This window comes from Pseudomonas eucalypticola, from assembly GCF_013374995.1.
GTDB classification, from domain to species: domain Bacteria; phylum Pseudomonadota; class Gammaproteobacteria; order Pseudomonadales; family Pseudomonadaceae; genus Aquipseudomonas; species Aquipseudomonas eucalypticola.
The window spans coordinates 4,592,606-4,614,348 of the sequence record NZ_CP056030.1; the positions used below are offsets into that span (position 1 = coordinate 4,592,606).

The window sequence follows — 21,743 nt, forward strand, 5'->3', positions numbered from 1 at the left end:
ATGAGCAAAATGAGAGCAATCGATGCAGCCGTTCTGGTGATGCGCCGCGAAGGTGTGGAAACCGCTTTCGGCATTCCCGGCGCCGCCATCAACCCGCTGTATTCGGCCCTCAAGAAAGTCGGCGGCATTGACCATGTGCTGGCGCGCCACGTGGAAGGCGCCTCGCACATGGCCGAGGGCTACACCCGTACTCGCGCCGGCAACATCGGTGTGTGCATCGGCACGTCGGGCCCTGCGGGCACCGACATGGTCACCGGCCTGTACAGCGCCTCGGCCGACTCCATCCCCATCCTGTGCATCACCGGCCAGGCACCCCGCGCCCGGTTGCACAAGGAAGACTTCCAGGCCGTGGACATCACCAGCATCGTCAAGCCGGTGACCAAGTGGGCGACCACCGTGCTGGAGCCGGGCCAGGTACCCTACGCCTTCCAGAAAGCCTTCTTCGAAATGCGCTCCGGGCGCCCCGGCCCCGTGCTGATCGACCTGCCGTTCGACGTGCAGATGGCCGAGATCGAATTCGATATCGATGCCTACGAACCGCTGCCCGTGCACCGCCCGGCCGCCAGCCGCACCCAGATCGAAAAGGCCCTGGCCATGCTCGACCAGGCCGAGCGCCCGCTGCTGGTGAGTGGTGGCGGTGTGATCAACGCCGACGCCAGCGCCAAACTGGTGGAGTTCGCCGAGCTGACCGGCATTCCGGTCATCCCCACACTGATGGGCTGGGGCACCATCCCCGACGACCACCCGCAGATGGTCGGCATGGTCGGCCTGCAAACCTCGCACCGCTACGGCAACGCCACCCTGCTCAAGTCCGACCTGGTACTGGGCATCGGCAACCGCTGGGCCAACCGCCACACCGGTTCGGTGGAGGTGTACACCGAGGGCCGGCGCTTTATTCATGTGGATATCGAACCCACCCAGATCGGCCGGGTGTTCACCCCCGACCTGGGCATCGTCTCCGATGCCGGCAGCGCCCTGGATCGCTTCCTGGAAGTGGCCCGCGAATGGAAAGCCGGCGGCCGCCTCAAGGACCGCAGCGCCTGGCTCGCCGACTGCCAGCAGCGCAAGGCCAGCCTGCAACGCAAGACCCACTTCGACAATGTGCCGGTCAAGCCCCAGCGCGTGTATGAAGAAATGAACCAGGTGTTCGGGCAGGACACCTGCTACGTCAGCACCATCGGCCTGTCGCAGATCGCCGGGGCGCAGTTCCTGCACGTGTACAAGCCGCGCCACTGGATCAACTGCGGCCAGGCCGGCCCCTTGGGCTGGACCATCCCGGCGGCGCTGGGCGTGGTCAAGGCCGACCCGGCGCGCAAGGTGGTGGCCCTCTCGGGCGACTACGACTTCCAGTTCATGATCGAAGAACTGGCCGTGGGCGCGCAGTTCCACCTGCCCTACATCCACGTGGTGGTGAACAACTCCTACCTGGGGCTGATCCGCCAGGCCCAGCGCGGCTTCGACATGGACTACTGCGTGCAGTTGGCCTTCGAGAACCTCAACGCCCCCGAGCTCAACGGCTACGGCGTGGACCATGTGGCCGTGGCCGAGGGCCTGGGTTGCAAGGCGCTGCGGGTGTTCGAACCCGCGCAGATCCAGCAGGCTTTGCGCAAGGCCCAGGCACTGATCGAGGAATTCAAGGTGCCAGTGGTGGTGGAAGTGATCCTGGAGCGGGTGACCAACATTTCCATGGGCACCGAGATCAACGCCATCAACGAATTCGAAGACCTGGCCCTGGTGGGCAACGACGCCCCGACCGCCATCGCCCTGCTCGACTGACCAATCAAGGAGGCTTGTATGCCACGTTTCGCCGCCAACCTGTCGATGCTGTTCACCGAGCAGGACTTCCTCGCCCGCTTCAAGGCTGCCGCCGACGCCGGCTTCGAGGGTGTCGAGTACCTGTTCCCGTACGATTTCACTTCAGCCGAGCTCAAGGCGCAGTTGCAGGCCCATGGGCTGACCCAGGTGCTGTTCAACCTGCCAGCCGGTGACTGGGCCCAGGGCGAGCGCGGTATCGCCTGCCACCCGGACCGGGTCGAGGAATTCCGCGCCGGGGTCGACCTGGCGATCGCCTACGCCCAGGTACTGGGCAACACCCAGGTCAACTGCCTGGCCGGTATCCGCCCCCAGGGCGTGGCCTGCGCCACGGTGGAAACCACCTTCGTCAGCAACCTGCGCTACGCCGCCGACAGGCTGCAAGCGGCCGGCATCCGCCTGGTGATGGAGATGATCAACACCCGCGACATCCCCGGGTTCTACCTGACCACTACCGATCAGGCGCTGGATATCCAGGCCAAAGTGGGCAGCGACAACCTGGCGTTGCAGTACGACATCTACCACATGCAGATCATGGAGGGTGACCTGGCCCCCACCCTGTCCGCGCACCTGGGCAAGATCAACCACGTGCAACTGGCCGACAACCCGGGGCGCCACGAGCCGGGCACGGGCGAGATCAATTACCGGTTCCTGTTCGAGCACCTGGACACCCTTGGCTACCAGGGCTGGGTGGGCTGTGAATACAAACCGCTGACCACGACCGAGGCCGGCCTGGGCTGGCTCAAGACCCACAACGCCATCTAACCCACCGCATGCCCGGACACAAGGCAGCGGCTGTCCGCGCCCTTACCCCGGCCCTGCGGACATTCATCATCCAACAATAAGGGACCACTACCATGGCAAAAATCGGATTCATCGGCACCGGCATCATGGGCCACCCCATGGCGCAGAACCTGCAGAAAGCCGGCCACCAACTGTTCCTGTCCTCGCACCACGACGCGGCCCCCGCCGACCTGGTAAGCGCCGGCGCGCTGGCCCTGGCCAACCCGCGCGACGTGGCGCAGGAAGCCGAGTTCATCATCATCATGGTGCCTGACACCCCGCAAGTCGAAGACGTACTGTTCCGTGAGCACGGCATCGCCGAAGGCCTGGGCAAGGGCAAGGTGGTGATCGACATGAGTTCCATCTCGCCGTCCGCCACCAAGGCCTTTGCCGCCAAGGTGAACGAGCGCGGCGCCCAGTACCTGGACGCACCGGTGTCGGGCGGCGAGGTGGGTGCCAAGGCCGCGACCTTGAGCATCATGGTGGGCGGTGACCAGGATGCCTTCGACCGCGCCCTGCCACTGTTCCAGAGCATGGGCAAGAACATCACCCGGGTAGGCGGCAACGGCGATGGCCAGACCGCCAAGGTGGCCAACCAGATCATCGTCGCCCTGAACATTCAGGCAGTGGCCGAAGCGTTGCTGTTCGCGGCGAAAAACGGCGCCGACCCGGCCAAGGTGCGCGAAGCGCTGATGGGGGGGTTTGCCTCGTCGAAGATTCTGGAAGTGCACGGCGAGCGCATGATCAAGGGCACCTTCGACCCGGGCTTCCGCATCAGCCTGCACCAGAAGGACCTCAACCTGGCCCTGCAGGGCGCGCGCGAACTGGGCGTGAACCTGCCCAACACCGCCAACGCCCAACAGGTATTCAGCACCTGCGCGGCCCTGGGCGGCAGCGGCTGGGACCACTCGGCGCTGATCAAGGGCCTGGAACACATGGCCAACTTCAGCATTCGCGATAACTGATCGCCCCTGCACCACCGTCCCTGTAGCAGCGGACCTGGCCGCGTCCTCGGTACACGCGGCGTGCCCGGGCCGCGTGCTACAAGCCGGCGGCACGTATAACACCACAACGATAACAACGACCGTGCCCAAGCCCTTCTGCCCCGACTGGGCCACCGCCCTGCTCAACGGCTTCAGCCAGGTGCTGCTGCAACGCCACCCGCTCTGCGGCCTGTGTTGCCTGCTGGCCATCCTGCTGTGCGCCCCCCAATCACTCGGTGGCGCGCTGCTGGGCGCCGCCACCGGCCTGCTTACGGCCCAACGCCGCGGCTACCCGCGCGAACACCGCCAGGCAGGCCTGTTCAGCTACAACGGTGTGCTCATTGGCCTGCTGTTCAGCCACTGGCTGCCATTGAACCTGACTCTGCCTTTGCTGATCATCGCCGCCAGCGGCCTGAGCAGCCTGCTGGTAGCGCGCTGGCTGGCGGTCTGCGCGCGGCCGACGTGCCTGCCAGCGTACACGGCCCCCTTCGTCCTCGCCGGCTGGGCCCTGGCCTGGGCCGTGGTGCCGGGCCGGGACACGGCGCAGGTTTTTGCCGTCAGCGACCTGCTTACCGGCCTGGGCCAGGTGTTCGTGCTCGCCAGCCCGATGGCCGGCGCCCTGGTGTTGCTGGGCCTGTGGCTGGCCGACCGACGCGCCGCTTGCTGGGCCCTGGCTGCGTCTGCCGCGGGGCTGGGGTTCGCCTGGCTGCAGAACGAACCGCCGCTGCCTGGGCTGTACGGCGTCAATCCCGCCCTGGCCGCCGTGGCCTTCAGTACCCGACCCCGGTACGCCGTGGTCGCCGTGGTACTGACATTACTGCTGCAACCCGGCTTCGCCAGCCTGCCAGTGCCGGCGCTGACCGCACCGTTTGTCCTCGCCTGCTGGCTGGTGAAGGCCAGCGCTCGCTTGCTGCAGGGCGAACCGGCCTTGCACAGGCCAAGGTAAACCCCCTAGGCTCTGTCCATCTTCTGGACCCGAGCCCTTATGGAAAACCCACGTACCCTGCGCGAAAAGCTCTACACCGTTATCTTCGAAAGCGACACCCGCGCCGGCCGACGCTTCGACACCACCGTGCTGCTGATCATCCTTGCCAGCCTGGTGCTGGTGGTGATCGACAGCATCGAGAGCGTGCACCGCCAATACGCCGACCTGTTCGCCTACATCGAATGGGGCCTGACCACGATATTCGCCGTGGAGTACCTGCTGCGGCTGTACTGCTCCCCCAAGCCGGTGCGTTACGCGTTCAGCTTCTATGGCCTGGTGGACCTGCTGGCGATCGTGCCGGGCATTCTCGCCATCTACTACAGCGACGCCCAATACCTGATGATCGTGCGGGTGATACGCATGCTGCGTATCTTCCGGGTGCTGAAGCTGCGCCCCTACCTGAGCCAGGCCAATTACCTGTTGTCGGCGCTACGCGGCAGCCGGCAGAAAATCATCGTGTTCCTGCTCACCGTGTCCACCCTGGTGACGGTGTTCGGCACGCTGATGTACGTGATCGAAGGCCCGGAAAACGGCTTCACCAGCATTCCCATGGGTATCTACTGGGCCATCGTCACCCTGACCACCGTGGGCTTCGGCGACATCGTGCCCAAGACCCCGGTGGGCCAGATCGTTTCCGCGCTGGTGATGATCACTGGCTACTCGATCATCGCCGTGCCCACGGGCATTTTCACTGCTGAACTGGCCAATGCCATGCGGGGCGAGCGCCAGCAGCGCCCCTGCCCGGTGTGCGCCAAGGCCGACCATGACAGCGAGGCCGCGTTCTGTTCGCGCTGTGGCAACGCCTTGTTCCGGAAAAGAGAATAAGCACTCCACTTTTAGATCTTTCGGGGCGCCTGACGGCCCGGCTATAGTTGCTGGCCAAATGCTTTCAATGACAACAACAGGACATCTGCCATGCATAAATTCTTGAGCGCTTCGCTGCTCGCCGCCGGCCTGGGGCTGGCCGGCCTGGCCCAGGCGGCGCCGCCGCTGCTGAACGCTTCCTACGACGTGATGCGCGACTTCTACAAGGACTACAACGCTGCGTTCCAGAAACACTGGCAGGCCGAGCACGCCGACGACAAGGTCACCGTGCAGATGTCCTTCGGCGGTTCCAGCAAACAGGCGCGCGCGGTGATCGACGGCCTGCCCGCCGACGTCATCACCATGAACATGGCCACCGACATCAATGCCCTGGCCGATAATGGCAAGCTGGTGCCCGATAACTGGGTGACACGCCTGCCCAATGACAGCGCGCCCTTTACCTCGGCCACGGTGTTCATCGTGCGCAAGGGCAACCCCAAGGGTTTGAAGGACTGGAACGACCTGGTCAAGGACGGCGTGCAGGTGATCGTGCCCAACCCCAAGACCAGCGGCAACGGCCGCTACACCTACCTGTCAGCCTGGGGCTATGCGCTGAAGAACGGCGGTGACGAGAACAAGGCCAAGGCGTTCGTCGGCCAGCTGTTCAAGCACGTGCCGGTGCTGGACACCGGTGGCCGCGGCGCCACCACCACCTTCATGACCAACCAGATCGGCGACGTACTGGTGACCTTCGAGAACGAAGCGGAAATGATTGCCCGCGAATTTGGCCGCGACAAGTTCGAGGTGATCTACCCCAGCGTCTCTGCCGAAGCTGAACCGCCGGTGGCGGTGGTCGACAAGGTGGTGGACAAGAAAGGCAGCCGAGCCCTGGCTGAGGAGTACTTGAAATACCTGTGGTCGCCGGAAGGCCAGGACATTGCTGCGCAGAACTACCTGCGCCCGCGTGACCCGGCGGTGCTGGCCAAATACCAGGACCGCTTTCCCAAGGTCGACTTCCTGTCAGTGGAAAAAACCTTCGGCGACTGGCGTACCGTGCAGAAAACCCACTTTGCCGATGGCGGGGTGTTTGATCAGATCTACAGCCCGCAATAACCTGGCTTGAGAGTCGTGTCGCGCTTTTCCCGCGCTTCGCCGGGTCCCACAGGGTAAACGAACCCTGCGGGAACGGCGCGACACGCCTCCTACATCGGCGGCTTCAAGCCATTCTCACCCGCAGAAATAGCCTTGGCGGTGTAGCTGCCATCCGCCGCCTTCTGCGCGAACAGCACCACCTTCACCCCCGGCTTCAGCAAGCTGCGATCGGCCGGCACCAGGTTCACCACCGGCACGTCCTCCGGCACCAGGATCTTCTGCTCGCCGCCCTTGTATTTCACCGTGATGGTGCGCCCGTTCGCCACCACCAGGTCGCCGACACTGCCGTTGGTCATGCTGCTGTTGCTGGCCAGGTCGAAGGCGCGGTGGCCATCACCGGTGCCGGCCATGGATGGCGGGAACACATGCACTTCCAGGGCCTTGAGGGTGCCGTCAGCCTGAGGCACGGCCGCCGAGCCGATGTAGCTGCCCGGCTTGATGTCAGCGATGTTGGCCAAGGTCACGCCGCGCACCTGGGTGTCGGCAGTCAGGTGTACCACCACATCTTCGCCACGGTTGGTCTTGACCTGCAGGTCGTCGCCGTTGACCGCCGTGATGGCCCCGCGCACGCCCGAAGGTGGTGCGTCGGCGGCCTGCAGGCCGGCGCTGGCGAACACCGCCAGGGCCAGGGTGGAAGCGCAGAACAGACGTTTCATGGACATCACAGACACTCCTCGGATGAGCGGGCCAGCACGCGGATAGTTAGCCAGCGATCTATCCGGACTTTACCACTCCTTCACGGGGAAGGGTCACGCTGCGGCGCGTTCTTCATTCAGCAACGTGACGCCGCCATCGACGATGACTTCCAGGTTGTGGTCTCGGCCCCAGCGGAACAACTGCGCCAGCAGCAGCGAGTTGATTTCGCCGAACAGGTACAGGGTGTCCACCGGCTGCTCCAGCACCCAGCGGCCCAGGGCGGTGGCTTCCAGCGAGTCCTGGAAGTCGTAGGTGAATTCGGGTTCGCTGAAGCGTGGCTTCACGTCGATGACCGCGCTGGGTTGCGCGCTGGCCTGGCCGCTGCCGACCCGCACATGGGCCAAGGGCAACCGCCCTACGCGCCAGTCACGCAGCAACTGGGTGAGGCGCACCTTGGCGCGCTGGGCCTTCATGTCCAGGCGGCCTTCGCTGGGCACTTCCAGGCGCTGGTTGAAGATCAGCCACAGGGCTTGGCGGCGCGGGGTCTTGAGCAGGATCTCAGCCTTGACCTTGGCGGCCCGCAGCGACAGCGCCAACACCAGCAGCAAGGCAGTGGCCACCCAGCGCAGGCTGCCCTCGCCCGCCACCTGCACCACCAGCGCGAGTGCCACGCAGCCCAGCCACAGGTAATCGGCGCGCTTCCACGCCACCTCGCCCCAGCGGCCCAGGGAAATGCACAACCAGCAGAACAGGCAATACAGGAAGAGCGCCGCCACGGCCAGCCAGCGCAGGTCATGGGCCAGGGCGAACAGGTCGAACGCAGGGCTCAGCCAGGCGCTGACCACCCCCAGCAGCACCAGTGAAATCAGCGTGGGTAGGAGGTAGGGTTTGTTGAAAAATTGCTTCATGGGTATCAGCCGAAAAGTCCAGGGGCGTGCTGGCGTATCGGCTGAAGTGGTTGATTCTTTATGGAAAATTGGCGTTCACAGGTAAAAGACCGGGGTGCCCGGCACCCGGCCAGGCCCGCTGCCAAAGGCTGTAGCAGCGGACCTGGCCGCGTCTAGGGCGCCGCACAATCACTGGCTATGCAAGCGCCCCAACCCCGGCGGCACGCCACCGGTGTCGGTGCTCTGCCACGGCCCGCTCAGGCTGGTGGCCCAGGTCCAGCTGCCGTCCCAGCGGTAGTAGGTGCGCTGGCGGTAATAGGTGTCCGCCTGCCCTTCCAGCACATACACACCCAATTTCGGGTCCCAGTGGCTGGCACCGCCCGGCGGCGGGGCGAAGCTGGCCGAGGTGCGCGGCATGGGTTTGCTCGCCGGGGCGCCCGGGGTCACCGGTAGCGGCTTGCCGGGGCTTGGCGGTGCGGTCTGGGGCAGCGACGGGATGGTCGGTGCCGTGGGCTGTGGCTGCGGGTGGTGCACCGCGCAGGCACTGAGGCCCAGCACCAGGCTTAACAGGGAAACACGGGCAATGGCGTGCATGATCAGAGATCCGGGCTGTCGATGGTCAGGTTTTGCGGCGCGCTGGTGCTGCTGGCCAGGGGCTGGCTGCGGCCGACCCATTCGCCCTTGGTCGGCTGGCCGGCACGGGACACGCGCGCCACCAGTTGGACCTCGGGGAAGTTGGACAGTTTCAGCTGCGGCATCATCGCATCGCTATCGCTGAGCTCGACACTGGCGGGCAGGTCCGCCACGGTCAGGCGCTTGACCGCCAAAGGCATGGGCGGCCCGGACGAGGCGCGGGCAAACACGAACACGCTGTCACCCGGCTGCACCTTGGCCTTGAGCCCAGCCGTTAGGTCGACGTTGACCTTGAGCAGTGCCGCGCCTTTCGCCACAGGGGCAGCGGCAGGACTGCCGCCACTGGCGGTGATGCGCTCGGCCGCGCGCTGGATACCACCTTGCAGGGCCGCCCGGGACGGGTCGTCGGCCGGCAGCAAGGCCAGCAGGCGTTGCCAGTAGTCCACCGCTTCCTGGTAGCGCTGGCCCTCGAACGCGGCGATACCGCGCAAGCCCAGGCTGGTCACTTCCTTGGGGTCGGCCTTGAGGGCTTCATCGGTGAGGGCCTGGATCTCGGGCGACCACTGCTTGTCGCTGGCGAAATACTCGGCCTGGGCCAGTTGCCCCAGCAGCTCCGGCTGGCGCCCGGCCACGGCCAGGGTACGCTGGAAAATGCGCGCGGCGTCGGCCGGGCGGTTCTGCGACATGTAGGTACGGCCGAGGAAGAACAGGCCCTCGGCGGAGTCTGGCTGGGCAGCCACGGCGCGTTCCAGGCGGCTGGTCATCTCGGCCATGGAAGCGGGCGGCGTGGCGAATTCACGGGTCAGCTCGACCTTGTCGCTGGCACCGAAATGCAGGTACAGGCCCAGGGCCGCCACGGGCACCAGCACGGCCGCCAGCAACGGCAATGGCCGGCCCAGGCGTGCCACCCGGCCCTGGTCGGCACCTTCGGTGTCAGCCAGCAGTTCGCGGCCAGCCTCGGCGCGGCCCGCCTCCAGTTGTTCGGCGCTGAGCACGCCCTCTTCCCGCTGCGCAGCCAATTCGGCAATGCGCTCCTGGTACAGGGCCACGTTCAGGGCGGTGCGGTCTTCTTCCTGTTGGGCACGACGGCCGCGCACCACAGGTATCAGCAAAAAGCCCAGGGCAACCAGCAACAGCAGCCCTACGGCGAGCCAGAAATCAATCATGGGTGGTCTTTATCCAGCAGGGTAGTGAGGCGCGCGCGCTCGTCGGGGGACAGGGCAGGTTCAGCCGCAAGGCTGGTGTGCTTGCGGCGGCGCACGATCAGCAAGATCACGCCCACACCGCCCACCAGCAACACGCCGGGGCCGAACCACAGCAGCCAGGTACGGGCGGTCAGCGCGGGCTTGTAGCGCACGAACTCGCCATAACGGTCGACCATGAACTCGACGATCTGCGGGTTGGTCTTGCCTTCACCGAGCATGCGGAAAATTTCCCGGCGAAGGTCAGCGGCAATCGGCGCATTGGAGTCAGCGATGTCCTGGTTCTGGCACTTGGGGCACCGCAGTTCCTGGGTCAGTTCGCGGTAACGGTCGCGCTCGGCGTCGTTGGCGAACTGGTAGGTGTCAATGGCCGCCTGGGCCACGCCGGCCAGGCCCAGGGCCAAGCCGGCGGCTGCCAGCCAGCGCTTCATGGCCGGGCCTCGTCGACCAGGCCCTGGTACTGGCTGGCCAGTTGCTCGCGCCACACCGTGTCGTCGATCACGCCCACATGCTTGTAGCGGATCACACCCTTGGCATCGATCAGGAAGGTTTCCGGCGCGCCGTACACGCCCAGGTTCAGACCCAGGCCGCCCTGCTCGTCATTGATGTTGAGCTGGTAGGGGTTGTGGAAGTCCTGCAGCCACTTCAGCGCGGCGCCGTTGTCATCCTTGTAGTTGACCCCGTAGATCACCACGCCCTGCTGGGCCAGCCGGGTCAGCACCGGGTGCTCGACCCGGCAGGAAATGCACCAGGTGCCCCACACGTTGACCAACGCCGGCTTGCCCTTGAGGTCAGCCTCGGTGAGGGTCTTGCCATCCTGGACCGAGGGCAGCGAGAACGCCGGGAATGGCTTGCCGATCATCGCCGAGGGCAGCTCGGACGGATCGAGGTACAAGCCGCGGTAGAGGAACACCGCCACTACCAGAAACAGTGCCAAAGGCACCAACAACATCCAGCGCTTCATGCCGCTGCTCCATCCAGACCCAACACATCGCGCACCTTGGCGCGCACCTTGACCCGATAGCGCCGGTCGGTCGCCGCCAGGGCGCCGCCCAAGGCGGTCAACAGGCCGCCGAACCAGATCCAGCGCACGAACGGCTTGACGTGCACCCGAACCGCCCAGGCACCGTTTTCCAGCGGCTCACCCAGCGCCACATACAGGTCGCGGGTGAAACCGGCGTCGATGCCCGCTTCCGTCATCATCGACTGCTGCACGGTATACAGGCGTTTTTCCGGGTACAGCACGGTCACGTCACGGCCGTCCTTGCTGACACGCACGGTGCCGCGGTCGGAGGTGAAGTTCGGGCCGCGGTAGTGCTGCGCCCCGTCGAAAATGAAGTGGTAACCGGCCAGGTCCACCGCTTCGCCCGGCGCCATACGCAGGTCGCGCTGGGCACTGTGGCTGCTGGACAGCACCACGCCCAGGGCGCATACCGCCATGCCCAGGTGGGCCACGTGCATGCCCCAGTAGCTGCGGGTCAGGCCTCGTGCCCCTTTCATCAGGCCTTTGTGGCGGGTCTTGTCGAACAGGTCGCGCACACCGGCCAGCAGCACCCAGGCCGCGAGGGCGAACACCGTAAGAATGGCCCAGTCGACATTATCCACCAGCAGCCCGCCAATGGGCGCCAGCACCACGGCGCCGATCAGCACCGGGGTGAGCATGCCGCGCAACCACTGCAGCGGCGTGTCTTTCCAGCGCACCAGCACGCCTACCGCCATCACCACCATGAGGATGCCCATCAGTGGCACGAACAGCGCGTTGAAGTACGGCGGGCCTACGGATAGCTTGGCGCCGCTGAGGGCGTCCAGCACCAGTGGGTACAGGGTGCCCAGCAAAATCATCGAAGCAGCCACCACCAGCACCAGGTTATTGCCCAGCAGCAGGGTTTCGCGCGACCACAGGCCGAAACCCACGTGGCTCTTGACCACGGGGGCGCGCACGGCGAACAGGGTCAGCGAGCCGCCCACCACACACAGCAGGAAGATCAGGATGAACACCCCGCGCGCCGGGTCGGAGGCGAAGGCGTGCACCGAGGTCAGCACGCCGGAGCGCACCAGGAAGGTACCCAGCAGGCTCAGGGAGAACGCAGCGATGGCCAGCAACACGGTCCAGCTCTTGAACACGCCCCGTTTTTCGGTGACGGCCAGGGAATGGATCAGCGCGGTGCCCACCAGCCACGGCATGAAGGACGCGTTTTCCACCGGGTCCCAGAACCACCAGCCCCCCCAGCCCAGTTCGTAGTAAGCCCACCATGAGCCCAGGGTGATACCGAAACCCAGGAAGCTCCAGGCAACGATGGTCCAGGGCCGCGACCAGCGCGCCCAGGCGGCGTCCAGCCGGCCACCCAGCAGGGCGGCGATGGCGAAGGCGAAGGCGACCGAAAAGCCCACATATCCCATGTACAGCATCGGCGGGTGGATGATCAGCCCCGGGTCCTGCAACAGCGGGTTGAGGTCCGCGCCGTTGGCCGGCACTTGCGGCAAGATACGGGCGAAGGGGTTGGAGGTCAGGATCAGAAACAGCAGGAAGCCAGTGCTGATCATGCCCATCACCGCCAGCACCCGGGCCAGCATCACCTGTGGCAGTTGCCGGGAAAATACCGATACCGCGAAGGTCCAGCCCCCCAGGATCAGCGCCCATAGCAGCAGCGAGCCCTCATGGGCGCCCCACACCGCACTGAACTTGTAGTACCAGGGCAAGGCACTGTTGGAGTTGTTGGCCACGTAGCCGACGGAGAAGTCGTCGGTCATGAAGCTGTAGGTCAGGCTGCCAAACGCGAACAGCAGGAAGGCGAATTGCCCCCAGGCCGCGGGCTGGGCCAGGCCCATCCATTGCCGGTCGCCGCGCCAGGCGCCGAACAGCGGGACAGTGGCCTGCACCAGGGCAAAGCACAGGGCCAGGATCATGGCCAAATGGCCGAGTTCGGGAATCATGGTTTCAACCTTCCTTGACGGGCACAGGTGCGGCGCCGGGCGCGGACTGGCCGCTGTCCTTCAGGGCCTTGGTCACCTCGGGCGGCATGTATTTCTCGTCGTGCTTGGCCAGGATCTGGTCAGCCACCACCACGCCATCGGCGTTGAGCTTGCCCAGGGCGACGATACCCTGGCCCTCGCGGAACAGGTCCGGCAGGATGCCGCGGTAGGTGATGGTGACGTTGCTGTTGAAGTCGGTGACCACGAAACGCACGTCCAGCGAGTCGGCCGAGCGCACCAGGGAGCCCTTCTCCACCATGCCGCCGGCACGGATTCGCGTGCCGGCCGGCGCTTCGCCGTTGGCGATCTGCGTCGGGGTGTAGAACAGGTTGATGTTTTCCTGCAGCGCGCTCAGCGCCAGGCCCACGGCCACGCCCAGGCCGGCCACCAGGCCAACGATGATCAACAGACGTTTCTTGCGCAGCGGATTCACTTGCCTTTCTCCCGGCGCAGACGGCGCGCCTCTTCCTGCAAATAGCGCCGACGGGCCAGCAGCGGCGCGGCGATATTGTTCACCAGCACCACCAGGCAGATGCCGTAGGCCGACCAGACGTAGGCGCCATGATGGCCCATGGCGAGAAAATCACCGAATGAAGCGAAATTCATGCACCGGCCTCCAGACCCAGAGCCTGGGCCACTTCGGCCTTGGCCCAACTGCTGCGGGCTTCACGCTTGAGCACTTCCAGGCGCATGCGCATGAGCAGCACGGCACCGAAGAAGCAATAGAAACCCAGCGCCGTGAACAACAGCGGCAACCACATTTCGGCCGGCATGGCCGGTTTTTCCGTGAGGCTGAAGGTGGCGCCCTGATGCAGGGTGCTCCACCATTGCACCGAATACTTGATGATCGGAATATTCACCACGCCCACCAGCGCCAGCACCGCACAGGCCTTGGCGGCGCTGTCGCGGTGGGTGATGGCGTGGCCCAGGGCAATCAGCCCCAGGTAGAGGAACAGCAGAATCAGCATCGAGGTGAGGCGTGCATCCCACACCCAGAACGTACCCCAGGTGGGCTTGCCCCAGATGGACCCGGTGAGCAGCGCCAGGGCCGTCATCCAGGCCCCGATGCGCGCGCCGCACTGCAAGGCGATGTCGGCGATCTTCATTTTCCATACCAGGCCCACCAGCCCGGCGATGGCGATCATCACGTAACACGACTGGGCCAGCATGGCCGCCGGCACGTGGATATAGATGATGCGGAAGCTGTTGCCCTGCTGGTAGTCCGGTGGCGCGAAGGCCAGCCCCCAGACCACGCCAATGCTCAGCAATAGCGCCGCGGCGATACTGAGCCAGGGCAACAGCCGGCCGCTGATGCCGTAGAACCATTTCGGCGAGCCGAGCTTGTGAAACCACGTCCAACTGATCACGCTGCTATTCATCACGGTACATCCTGAATCATCGCCAGCCCTCATGGGGGCTGGCCTCATTATTCGCCGACGCTGATCTTGAGGCCAGCGGCTATCGCAAAGGGTGTCAGGGTCACCGCGAGGGCGGTCAGGCTACCCAGCCACAACAGGTAGCCGGCGCTCGGCATGCCTTGCAGGGCGGCCTGCAGCGCGCCGCTGCCGAGAATCAACACCGGTATGTACAGCGGCAGAATCACCAGCGCCAGCAACAGGCCGCCGCGCTTGAGCCCCACGGTCAGGGCCGCGCCCACTGCGCCCAGCAGGCTGAGCACTGGGGTGCCCAGCAGCAGCGAGGCCAGCAGCACCGGCAGGCAGGCCAGCGGCAAGCCCAGCATCAGTGCCAGCAAAGGCGACAGCAAGACCAGCGACAGGCCGGAAAATGACCAGTGCGCCAGTACCTTGGCCAGCACCAGCAAGGGCAACGGGTGCGGGGACAGCACCCACTGTTCCAGGGAGCCGTCTTCGAAATCGCTGCGAAACAGGCCATCGAGCGAAAGCAGCACCGACAACAGCGCCGCCACCCACACCAGGCCCGGCGACAAGGTACGCAGCAACTGTGCCTCGGGCCCGACGGCCAGGGGGAACAGGGCGATCACTATGGCAAAGAATACCAGTGGATTGGCCAGTTCGGCGGGCCGGCGCACCAACAACCGCGCTTCACGCTTGATCAGGGTAATGAACACGCCGCTCATGCTGCCCACCGCGCCAGGTCCAGCTCACGGTAACCGGACGGCATCGTGGCCAGGCTGTGGTGGGTGGTGAGCACCACCATGCCGCCGTTCTCGCAGTGCGCGGCCAGGTGGCCTTCCAGTTGCGCCACCCCGTGCTTGTCCAGGGCGGTGAAAGGTTCATCCAGAATCCACAAGGGCGCCGGCGCCGGCAGGTACAACCGCGCCAGGGCCACGCGGCGCTGCTGGCCGGCCGACAAGGTATGGCAGGGGACGTCTTCGAAGCCGTGCAGGCCCACGGCGGCCAGTGCCTGCCAGATTGCCTCGCGCGAAGCCGGCTGGTGCAAGGCGCACAGCCAGGTCAGGTTTTCCTCGGCGCTGAGCACATCCTTGATACCGGCCGCGTGGCCGATCCACAGCAGCATCCGCGCCAGCGCCGCGCCCTGCCCTGCCAGCGGCTGGCCGCCCAGCAATACCTGGCCGGCAGTGGGCTGCATCAACCCGGCCAGCAGGCGCAGCAGGCTGGTCTTGCCACTGCCATTGGGGCCACTGACCTGCAGCATGTCGCCGGGGCGCACGCTCAGGTCAAGCTGCTCGAACAGCATCCGCCAGTCACGCTCGCACGCCAGCGCCTGGGCTTGGAGATGAGGAGTCAATCGAAGGCCTTAATCATTCGGATGAAGGGTAGCGACGACGGCTCAAGTCGACGCCCGGTTTGCCGTTATGCTGGCAATGGCGTACGTCTTGCAGCGGTTGCAGGGCTGCCCACTCTGTATACAAGGTTTGGTAAAGTTGGTGCGGCATTATACATACCGACTCCCGTTGCCAGCATGGCAATTTCCACAGGCCCGTTCATGACCCCTGACATCACCAGCGTCTCTTCCCAGCAACCCCTGCCGGCAGCATTGCGTCCGGTGGTGAGCGGTGTGGACACGCTCAAGCTGCTGACCTCGCTGGAAGGGCTGCTCAACGTGGGCGACAGCGCCACGGGGCAAGTGCTATCGAGCAAGGCCGGCGGTGTTGGCCAGCCGTTCCAGGTGGTGCTGGCGCTGACGACCGCCAGCGGTGAACAGGCCACCGTGGTGGCCAGCAGCAAGCAGGCCTTGCCTCAGGGCACCCAGGTGACGCTGACGCAGCTGCCCTCCGGCACACTGGGCATCGTGGTGCAACAGAGCAAAAGCACGGCCCTCGCTCCCTTGACCCAACTGGACACCCGCCAATTGCCGGTGGGTACGCTGGTGCAAGGCAAGGTGCTGAGCAGCGAAGCGGTTCCCCAGGGCGGCAGTTACCGTTCGCTGGTTGCCCTGCTGAACACGCCGCTCGCCGGCAGCACCCTGGCGCTTGACAGCCCAGGCCCGCTGCGCGTCGGCAGCCTGCTGAGCGCCCAGGTGCAGGGTGCGGGGAACCTCAGCTTCGTGCCCTTGAGTGGCCGCCTTGAGCAGTTGGCGGTGCACCAGCAATTGCAAAGCCAGCAAAGCCGCCAGGGATCGCTGGAAGGTTTGCTGGCCGCGTTGCAGACCCTGGGCGACAGCAGCGAGGTGGCTGACGACCTGCGCACCAGCGCCAACCGCTTGCTGGGCAGCCTGCCGGACATCCGCCAACTGACCGACGCCCGCGGCGTGGCCCAGGCACTGAACGCCAGCGGTCTGTTTCTGGAAGCGCAGTTGCTCACCCCCCAGGCGGGCGCCCTGCCCGATGACTTGAAAAGCAGCCTGCTGCGCCTGGTGGCGCAGATTCTCCCCAACCTGCCCGGCAGCGCCCCGTTCAACCCTGCCGAGGCTGCCAAGGCATTGGCCAACGCCCTGCCCGGCTATGTGCGCAGTGCATTGGGCACCTTGGGCCAGGTGGGTGAGAAACCGGCGACCAACAGCTTTCCGCTGCCCTCACGCCTGCTGGGCGGACTGGACGGTGACAACGACCTGCAGCAGCTGCTGCGGCTGGCCTCGGCGGCCGTCTCACGGTTGCAGAGCCATCAGCTGTCGAGCCTGGAGCAAAGCGGCATGAGTGAGGACGGCAAGATCCTCACCACCTGGCAGCTGGAAATCCCCATGCGAAACCAGCAGGACATCGTGCCCTTGCAGGTGCGAGTCCAGCGTGAAGATGAACCCCAGCAACAGCAACAGCATCCGCCACAGCCGACTGCGGAGCAACGGGCCCCGCTCTGGCGGGTCGAACTGGCGTTTGATCTTGACCCGCTGGGCCCGCTGCAGATTCAGGCACAACTGCTGCGCGGAAGCCTCAGCGGCCAGTTGTGGGCCGAATGGCCGCAGACCGCGCGGCTGATCGACAGCCAACTGGACAGCCTGCGCCAGCGCCTGCTGGCCCAAGGGCTGGAAGTGACCGAGCTGCACTGCAATCAGGGTACACCGCCGCAAGGACCACGCACGCACCTGGAACAACGCTGGGTGGATGAAACCGCATGACCGACAACGCCCCCCGCCAAGCCATTGCCCTGACCTACGACGGCCAACAGGCCCCGACCGTGAGTGCCAAGGGTGACGACGAACTGGCCGAAGCCATTCTGGCCATGGCCCGCGAATATGAAGTGCCTATTTACGAGAATGCCGAACTGGTGAAACTGCTGGCGCGGTTGGAATTGGGTGACAGCATTCCGGAGGCGCTGTACCGGACCATTGCCGAAATCATCGCCTTTGCCTGGAATCTGAAAGGCAAATCCCCGCAAGGCTTCGACCCCAGCCCAGCGCCGTTGGAGCGGGACATCACACCTGGCGGCTGACCGGCCATGACGTAGCGGTCACCCAGGACAACGCGGCGCGGCCTTCCCGAGCTTCGCCCGGTCCCACAGCGAAAACTGCACGTCGCATCAAACCCGGTGAGGCAGCCTTCCCCAGCTTCGCCCTGGCCCACAGCGAAACCGCCCGCCGCATCAACCCTGTGGGACCGGGCGACAGCTCGGGAAGCGGGCGCTGCGGTGCGTCAGGGACAACGCGGCGCGGCCTTCCCGAGCTTCGCCCGGTCCCACAGCGAAACCTGCGCGCCGCATCAAACCCGGTAGGGCAGCCTTCCCCCAGCTTCGCCCTGGCCCACAGTGAAACCCGCCCGCCGCATCAACCCTGTGGGACCGGGCGACAGCTCGGGAAGCGGGCGCTGCGGTGCGTCAGGGACAACGCGGCGCGGCCTTCCCGAGCTTCGCCCGGTCCCACAGCGAAAACCGCACGCCGCATCAACCCTGTGGGACAGCCTGGGAAGCGGGCGCTGCGGTGGGTCAGACGTTGAGTAACCGCTCGCGCAATTTGGCGATTTCGTCGCGCATCTGGGCCGCTGCTTCGAACTCCAGGTCGCGAGCCAACTGGTACATCTTCTCTTCCAATTGCCGGATACGCTTGGTGATCTCGCTCGGCGAGCGCAGTTCGTTTTCGTATTTAGCGCTTTCCTCGGCAGCCTTGGCCATGCCTTTGCGCTTCTTGCTGCGCGAGCCCGGCACGGTGGCGCCTTCCATGATGTCGGCGACGTCCTTGAACACCCCCTGCGGGGTAATGCCGTGGGCCTCGTTGAACGCCACCTGTTTCTCGCGGCGCCGCTCGGTCTCGCCAATGGCGCGCTCCATGGAACCGGTCATGCGGTCGGCATACAGAATCGCCCGACCGTTGAGGTTTCGCGCCGCGCGGCCGATGGTCTGGATCAGCGAACGTTCCGAACGCAGGAAGCCTTCCTTGTCAGCATCCAGAATCGTCACCAGCGACACCTCGGGCATGTCCAGGCCCTCACGCAGCAAGTTGATGCCCACCAGCACATCGAAGGTGCCCAGGCGCAAGTCGCGGATGATCTCCACCCGCTCCACGGTGTCGATGTCCGAGTGCAGGTAGCGCACTTTGACGTCGTGATCGGCCAGGTAGTCGGTCAGGTCCTCGGCCATGCGCTTGGTGAGCACCGTGACCAGCACCCGCTCCTCCTTGGCCACCTGTTTGCGGATTTCCGACAACAGGTCATCCACCTGGGTCAGGGCCGGGCGCACTTCCACTTGCGGGTCGACCAGGCCCGTGGGGCGCACCACCTGCTCGATCACCCGGCCAGCATGCTCTTCTTCGTACGGGCCCGGGGTGGCCGAAACGAAGATCGTCTGCGGGCTGACACCCTCCCACTCGTCGAAGCGCATGGGCCGGTTGTCCAGCGCCGAAGGCAGGCGGAACCCGTACTCCACCAGGGTTTCCTTGCGCGAGCGGTCCCCCTTGTACATGGCGCCTACCTGCGGAACGCTGACGTGAGACTCATCGATCACCAACAGCGCGTCGGGCGGCAGGTAGTCGTACAGGGTCGGTGGCGGCGCCCCGGCCGGGCGGCCGGACAGGTAGCGCGAATAGTTTTCGATGCCGTTGCAATAACCCAGCTCCAGGATCATCTCCAGGTCGAACCGGGTACGCTGCTCCAGGCGCTGGGCTTCTACCAGCTTGTCCTTGCTGCGCAGGTAATCCAGGCGCTCCTGCAGTTCCGCCTTGATGCCCTCTATGGCGTCCAGCAGGGTTTCGCGCGGTGTCACGTAGTGGCTCTTGGGGTAGAACGTGAAACGCGGCAGCTTGCGGATCACCTCGCCCGTCAATGGGTCGAAAGCCGACAGGCTCTCCACTTCGTCGTCGAACAGCTCGATGCGGATGGCTTCCAGGTCCGACTCGGCCGGGTACACATCGATCACGTCACCGCGTACCCGGAACGTGGCGCGGGCGAAATCCATCTCGTTGCGGGTGTACTGCAGGTCGGCCAGGCGGCGCAGCAGGGCGCGCTGGTCGAGTTTGTCGCCGCGGTCCACGTGCAGGACCATTTTCAGGTACGTCTCCGGGCTGCCCAGGCCATAGATGCACGACACCGTGGTGACGATGATGGCATCCTTGCGCTCAAGCAACGCCTTGGTGGCTGACAGCCGCATCTGCTCGATGTGGTCGTTGATCGACGCATCCTTCTCGATGAAGGTGTCCGACGACGGCACATAAGCCTCCGGCTGGTAGTAGTCGTAGTAGGAAACGAAGTACTCCACGGCGTTGTTCGGGAAGAATGCCTTGAACTCACCGTACAACTGCGCAGCCAAGGTCTTGTTCGGCGCCAGCACCAGGGTCGGCCGCTGCACCTGGTTGATGACGTTGGCGATGCTGAAGGTCTTGCCCGAGCCAGTCACGCCCAGCAGAGTCTGGTGCGCGAGGCCGGCCTCGATACCTTCGACCATCTGGCGAATGGCTTCCGGCTGGTCGCCGGCGGGCTGGAAACGGGTGACGAGCTGGAACTCGGACATGACGAACCTCTTGGTCATCCGCCGGATGAATCCTGCGGACGTAAACGATCACAGCGCGCAAACACGCCTGTATTTATAGACAGTACTTATACCTGAAGTAGGGCCTGGGCGCGCCGGTTTCAAGACAATGCCTACAAGGTTATTGGACCGCGCCTACTTGAAAATGACTAACGGTCAGAAAAAAAACCGCGTTTCCTCCGGAAAACCTGCCGCAACCTGTCGCACCCCCCAGCAAGGATCTCTATACTGACTCCCCGTTTGTGCACCGCTCTAGTGCATGTCTGGAGCAGTGCACCCCCCCTCACTCTCCAATCAGAGCTACGGTAAAAATGAGCCTGTTTTCCGCTGTCGAATTGGCACCCCGCGATCCTATCCTGGGCCTCAACGAAGCCTTCAACGCTGACACCCGCACTGACAAGATCAACCTGGGCGTAGGCGTTTACAGCAACGAAGAGGGGCGAATTCCCCTGCTGCGCGCTGTCGTCGAGGCCGAGACCGCCCGCGTTGCCCAGCACGCAGCCCGTGGCTACCTGCCGATCGACGGCATCGCCGCCTATGACCAGGCCGTGCAGAAGCTGCTGTTCGGCGCCCAGTCGCCCCTGTTGGCCGAAGGCCGCGTGGTCACCGTGCAGGCCGTTGGTGGCACCGGCGCACTGAAAATCGGCGCCGATTTCCTCAAGCAGCTCTCGCCCAACGCCACCGTGGCCATCAGCGACCCAAGCTGGGAAAACCACCGCGCGCTGTTCGAAACCGCCGGCTTCCCGGTGCAGAACTACCGCTACTACGATGCGGCCACCAATGGCGTGAACCGCGCCGGCCTGTTCGAAGACCTCAACGCCCTGCCAAACGGCTCCATCGTCGTACTGCACGCCTGCTGCCACAACCCGACCGGTGTGGACCTGACCCCGCAGGACTGGAAACAAGTGCTGGAAACCGTTAAGGCCAAGGGCCACGTGCCGTTCCTGGACATGGCTTACCAGGGCTTTGGCGACGGTATCGACGAAGACGCCGCTGCCGTGCGCCTGTTCGCCGAATCGGGCCTGACCTTCTTCGTCTCCAGCTCGTTCTCCAAGTCGTTCTCGCTGTACGGCGAGCGCGTTGGCGCCCTGTCGATCGTCACCGAATCGAAGGAAGAAAGCACCCGCGTCCTGTCCCAGGTCAAGCGCGTGATCCGCACCAACTACTCCAACCCGCCGACCCACGGCGCGATGATCGTCGCCACCGTGCTGAACAGCCCGGAACTGCGTGCCCAGTGGGAAGCCGAACTGGCCGAGATGCGCCTGCGCATCCGCGGCATGCGCAACCAGATGGTCGAAGGCCTGGCTGCAGCCGGCGCCAACCGCGACTTCGGTTTCGTGGGCCTGCAGCGCGGCATGTTCTCCTACTCGGGCCTGACCGCCGCACAGGCCCAGCGCCTGCGCAGCGACTTCGGCATCTACGCCCTGGACACCGGCCGCATCTGCGTGGCGGCACTGAACCAGCGCAACATCGACCGGGTGATCAAGGCGATCGTCGCTGTCCTGTGATCTGATTTTTACCGGGAAGTCACCGAAAAGGTTGACTTCCCCTTTTGAATC

22 protein-coding genes are annotated in these 21,743 nt (G+C 65.1%); 9 read left to right on the forward strand and 13 right to left on the reverse strand.

All coding sequences use genetic code 11. From position 1 onward, the window contains the following. From gcl to HWQ56_RS20375, 6 genes are all read left to right on the forward strand, one after another. On the forward strand, positions 1-1,776 hold the full coding sequence (gene gcl, locus HWQ56_RS20350; protein ID WP_176571630.1) for a glyoxylate carboligase: 1,776 nt from the start codon (positions 1-3) through the stop codon (positions 1,774-1,776). Positions 1,777-1,794: 18 nt separating this feature from the next. Beyond that, positions 1,795-2,577: a hydroxypyruvate isomerase gene (gene hyi / locus HWQ56_RS20355; protein ID WP_158158700.1), complete on the forward strand. Its 783-nt coding sequence runs from the start codon at positions 1,795-1,797 to the stop codon at positions 2,575-2,577. A 92-nt stretch (positions 2,578-2,669) separates the two neighbouring features. Continuing rightward, the gene (locus HWQ56_RS20360; RefSeq protein WP_158158699.1) at positions 2,670-3,560 is read left to right on the forward strand and encodes a 2-hydroxy-3-oxopropionate reductase; all 891 of its coding nucleotides are present in this window, start codon (positions 2,670-2,672) and stop codon (positions 3,558-3,560) included. 121 nt (positions 3,561-3,681) lie between these two features. After that, the gene (locus HWQ56_RS20365) at positions 3,682-4,524 is read left to right on the forward strand and encodes an urea transporter (protein WP_158158698.1); all 843 of its coding nucleotides are present in this window, start codon (positions 3,682-3,684) and stop codon (positions 4,522-4,524) included. A gap of 39 nt (positions 4,525-4,563) precedes the next feature. Further along, on the forward strand, positions 4,564-5,388 hold the full coding sequence (locus HWQ56_RS20370; protein ID WP_158158697.1) for an ion transporter: 825 nt from the start codon (positions 4,564-4,566) through the stop codon (positions 5,386-5,388). Positions 5,389-5,478: 90 nt separating this feature from the next. Next, positions 5,479-6,480, forward strand: coding sequence for a sulfate ABC transporter substrate-binding protein (locus HWQ56_RS20375; RefSeq protein ID WP_176571631.1), 1,002 nt, complete (start codon positions 5,479-5,481; stop codon positions 6,478-6,480). 89 nt (positions 6,481-6,569) lie between these two features. On the opposite strand, the gene HWQ56_RS20380 is transcribed toward HWQ56_RS20375, so the two are convergent. The 12 genes from HWQ56_RS20380 to ccmA all read right to left on the reverse strand — a co-directional run bounded on the left by HWQ56_RS20380 (position 6,570) and on the right by ccmA (position 15,529). Next, a complete protein-coding gene (locus HWQ56_RS20380; RefSeq protein WP_425331975.1) occupies positions 6,570-7,175 on the reverse strand; it encodes a DUF5666 domain-containing protein in 606 nt (201 codons plus the stop codon). 93 nt (positions 7,176-7,268) lie between these two features. Continuing rightward, complete coding sequence (locus HWQ56_RS20385) at positions 7,269-8,063, reverse strand: hypothetical protein (protein WP_158158694.1); 795 nt, start codon at positions 8,061-8,063, stop codon at positions 7,269-7,271. A 168-nt stretch (positions 8,064-8,231) separates the two neighbouring features. Then, positions 8,232-8,636 carry a hypothetical protein gene (locus HWQ56_RS20390; RefSeq protein WP_158158693.1) on the reverse strand — a complete coding sequence of 135 codons (405 nt, stop codon included), beginning with the start codon at positions 8,634-8,636 and terminating at the stop codon, positions 8,232-8,234. 2 nt (positions 8,637-8,638) lie between these two features. Beyond that, entirely contained in the window at positions 8,639-9,841 is a 1,203-nt protein-coding gene (gene ccmI / locus HWQ56_RS20395) for a c-type cytochrome biogenesis protein CcmI (protein ID WP_176571632.1), read from the reverse strand. After that, a complete protein-coding gene (locus tag HWQ56_RS20400) occupies positions 9,838-10,308 on the reverse strand; it encodes a cytochrome c-type biogenesis protein (protein ID WP_176571633.1) in 471 nt (156 codons plus the stop codon). Before HWQ56_RS20400 ends, ccmI begins: the two co-directional genes overlap by 4 nt. Beyond that, entirely contained in the window at positions 10,305-10,841 is a 537-nt protein-coding gene (locus HWQ56_RS20405) for a DsbE family thiol:disulfide interchange protein (RefSeq protein ID WP_158158690.1), read from the reverse strand. The genes HWQ56_RS20400 and HWQ56_RS20405 overlap by 4 nt, the downstream gene beginning before the upstream one ends. Then, positions 10,838-12,811, reverse strand: a complete 1,974-nt coding sequence (locus tag HWQ56_RS20410) for a heme lyase CcmF/NrfE family subunit (protein ID WP_176571634.1) — start codon at positions 12,809-12,811, stop codon at positions 10,838-10,840. The genes HWQ56_RS20405 and HWQ56_RS20410 overlap by 4 nt, the downstream gene beginning before the upstream one ends. A 4-nt stretch (positions 12,812-12,815) precedes the next feature. Beyond that, positions 12,816-13,283, reverse strand: coding sequence for a cytochrome c maturation protein CcmE (ccmE, locus tag HWQ56_RS20415; protein ID WP_158158688.1), 468 nt, complete (start codon positions 13,281-13,283; stop codon positions 12,816-12,818). Then, positions 13,280-13,456 carry a heme exporter protein CcmD gene (ccmD, locus tag HWQ56_RS20420; RefSeq protein ID WP_158158687.1) on the reverse strand — a complete coding sequence of 59 codons (177 nt, stop codon included), beginning with the start codon at positions 13,454-13,456 and terminating at the stop codon, positions 13,280-13,282. Before ccmD ends, ccmE begins: the two co-directional genes overlap by 4 nt. Next, complete coding sequence (locus tag HWQ56_RS20425; protein WP_176572449.1) at positions 13,453-14,217, reverse strand: heme ABC transporter permease; 765 nt, start codon at positions 14,215-14,217, stop codon at positions 13,453-13,455. The genes ccmD and HWQ56_RS20425 overlap by 4 nt, the downstream gene beginning before the upstream one ends. A gap of 59 nt (positions 14,218-14,276) precedes the next feature. Continuing rightward, entirely contained in the window at positions 14,277-14,948 is a 672-nt protein-coding gene (ccmB, locus tag HWQ56_RS20430) for a heme exporter protein CcmB (RefSeq protein WP_158158686.1), read from the reverse strand. Beyond that, the gene (ccmA, locus tag HWQ56_RS20435; protein WP_233270968.1) at positions 14,945-15,529 is read right to left on the reverse strand and encodes a cytochrome c biogenesis heme-transporting ATPase CcmA; all 585 of its coding nucleotides are present in this window, start codon (positions 15,527-15,529) and stop codon (positions 14,945-14,947) included. Before ccmA ends, ccmB begins: the two co-directional genes overlap by 4 nt. Positions 15,530-15,778: 249 nt before the next feature. On the opposite strand from ccmA, the gene fliK reads away from it, so the two are divergent. Further along, positions 15,779-17,347, forward strand: a complete 1,569-nt coding sequence (fliK, locus tag HWQ56_RS20440) for a flagellar hook-length control protein FliK (RefSeq protein ID WP_176571635.1) — start codon at positions 15,779-15,781, stop codon at positions 17,345-17,347. Beyond that, on the forward strand, positions 17,344-17,661 hold the full coding sequence (locus tag HWQ56_RS20445) for an EscU/YscU/HrcU family type III secretion system export apparatus switch protein (protein WP_176571636.1): 318 nt from the start codon (positions 17,344-17,346) through the stop codon (positions 17,659-17,661). The genes fliK and HWQ56_RS20445 overlap by 4 nt, the downstream gene beginning before the upstream one ends. A gap of 489 nt (positions 17,662-18,150) precedes the next feature. Here the strand turns inward: HWQ56_RS20445 and uvrB are convergent, their stop codons facing one another. Further along, on the reverse strand, positions 18,151-20,166 hold the full coding sequence (gene uvrB / locus HWQ56_RS20450; protein WP_158158682.1) for an excinuclease ABC subunit UvrB: 2,016 nt from the start codon (positions 20,164-20,166) through the stop codon (positions 18,151-18,153). A 329-nt stretch (positions 20,167-20,495) separates the two neighbouring features. Here uvrB and HWQ56_RS20455 point away from each other — a divergent pair, with 329 nt between their 5' ends. Then, on the forward strand, positions 20,496-21,692 hold the full coding sequence (locus HWQ56_RS20455) for an amino acid aminotransferase (protein ID WP_158158681.1): 1,197 nt from the start codon (positions 20,496-20,498) through the stop codon (positions 21,690-21,692). Positions 21,693-21,743: the final 51 nt, after the last annotated feature.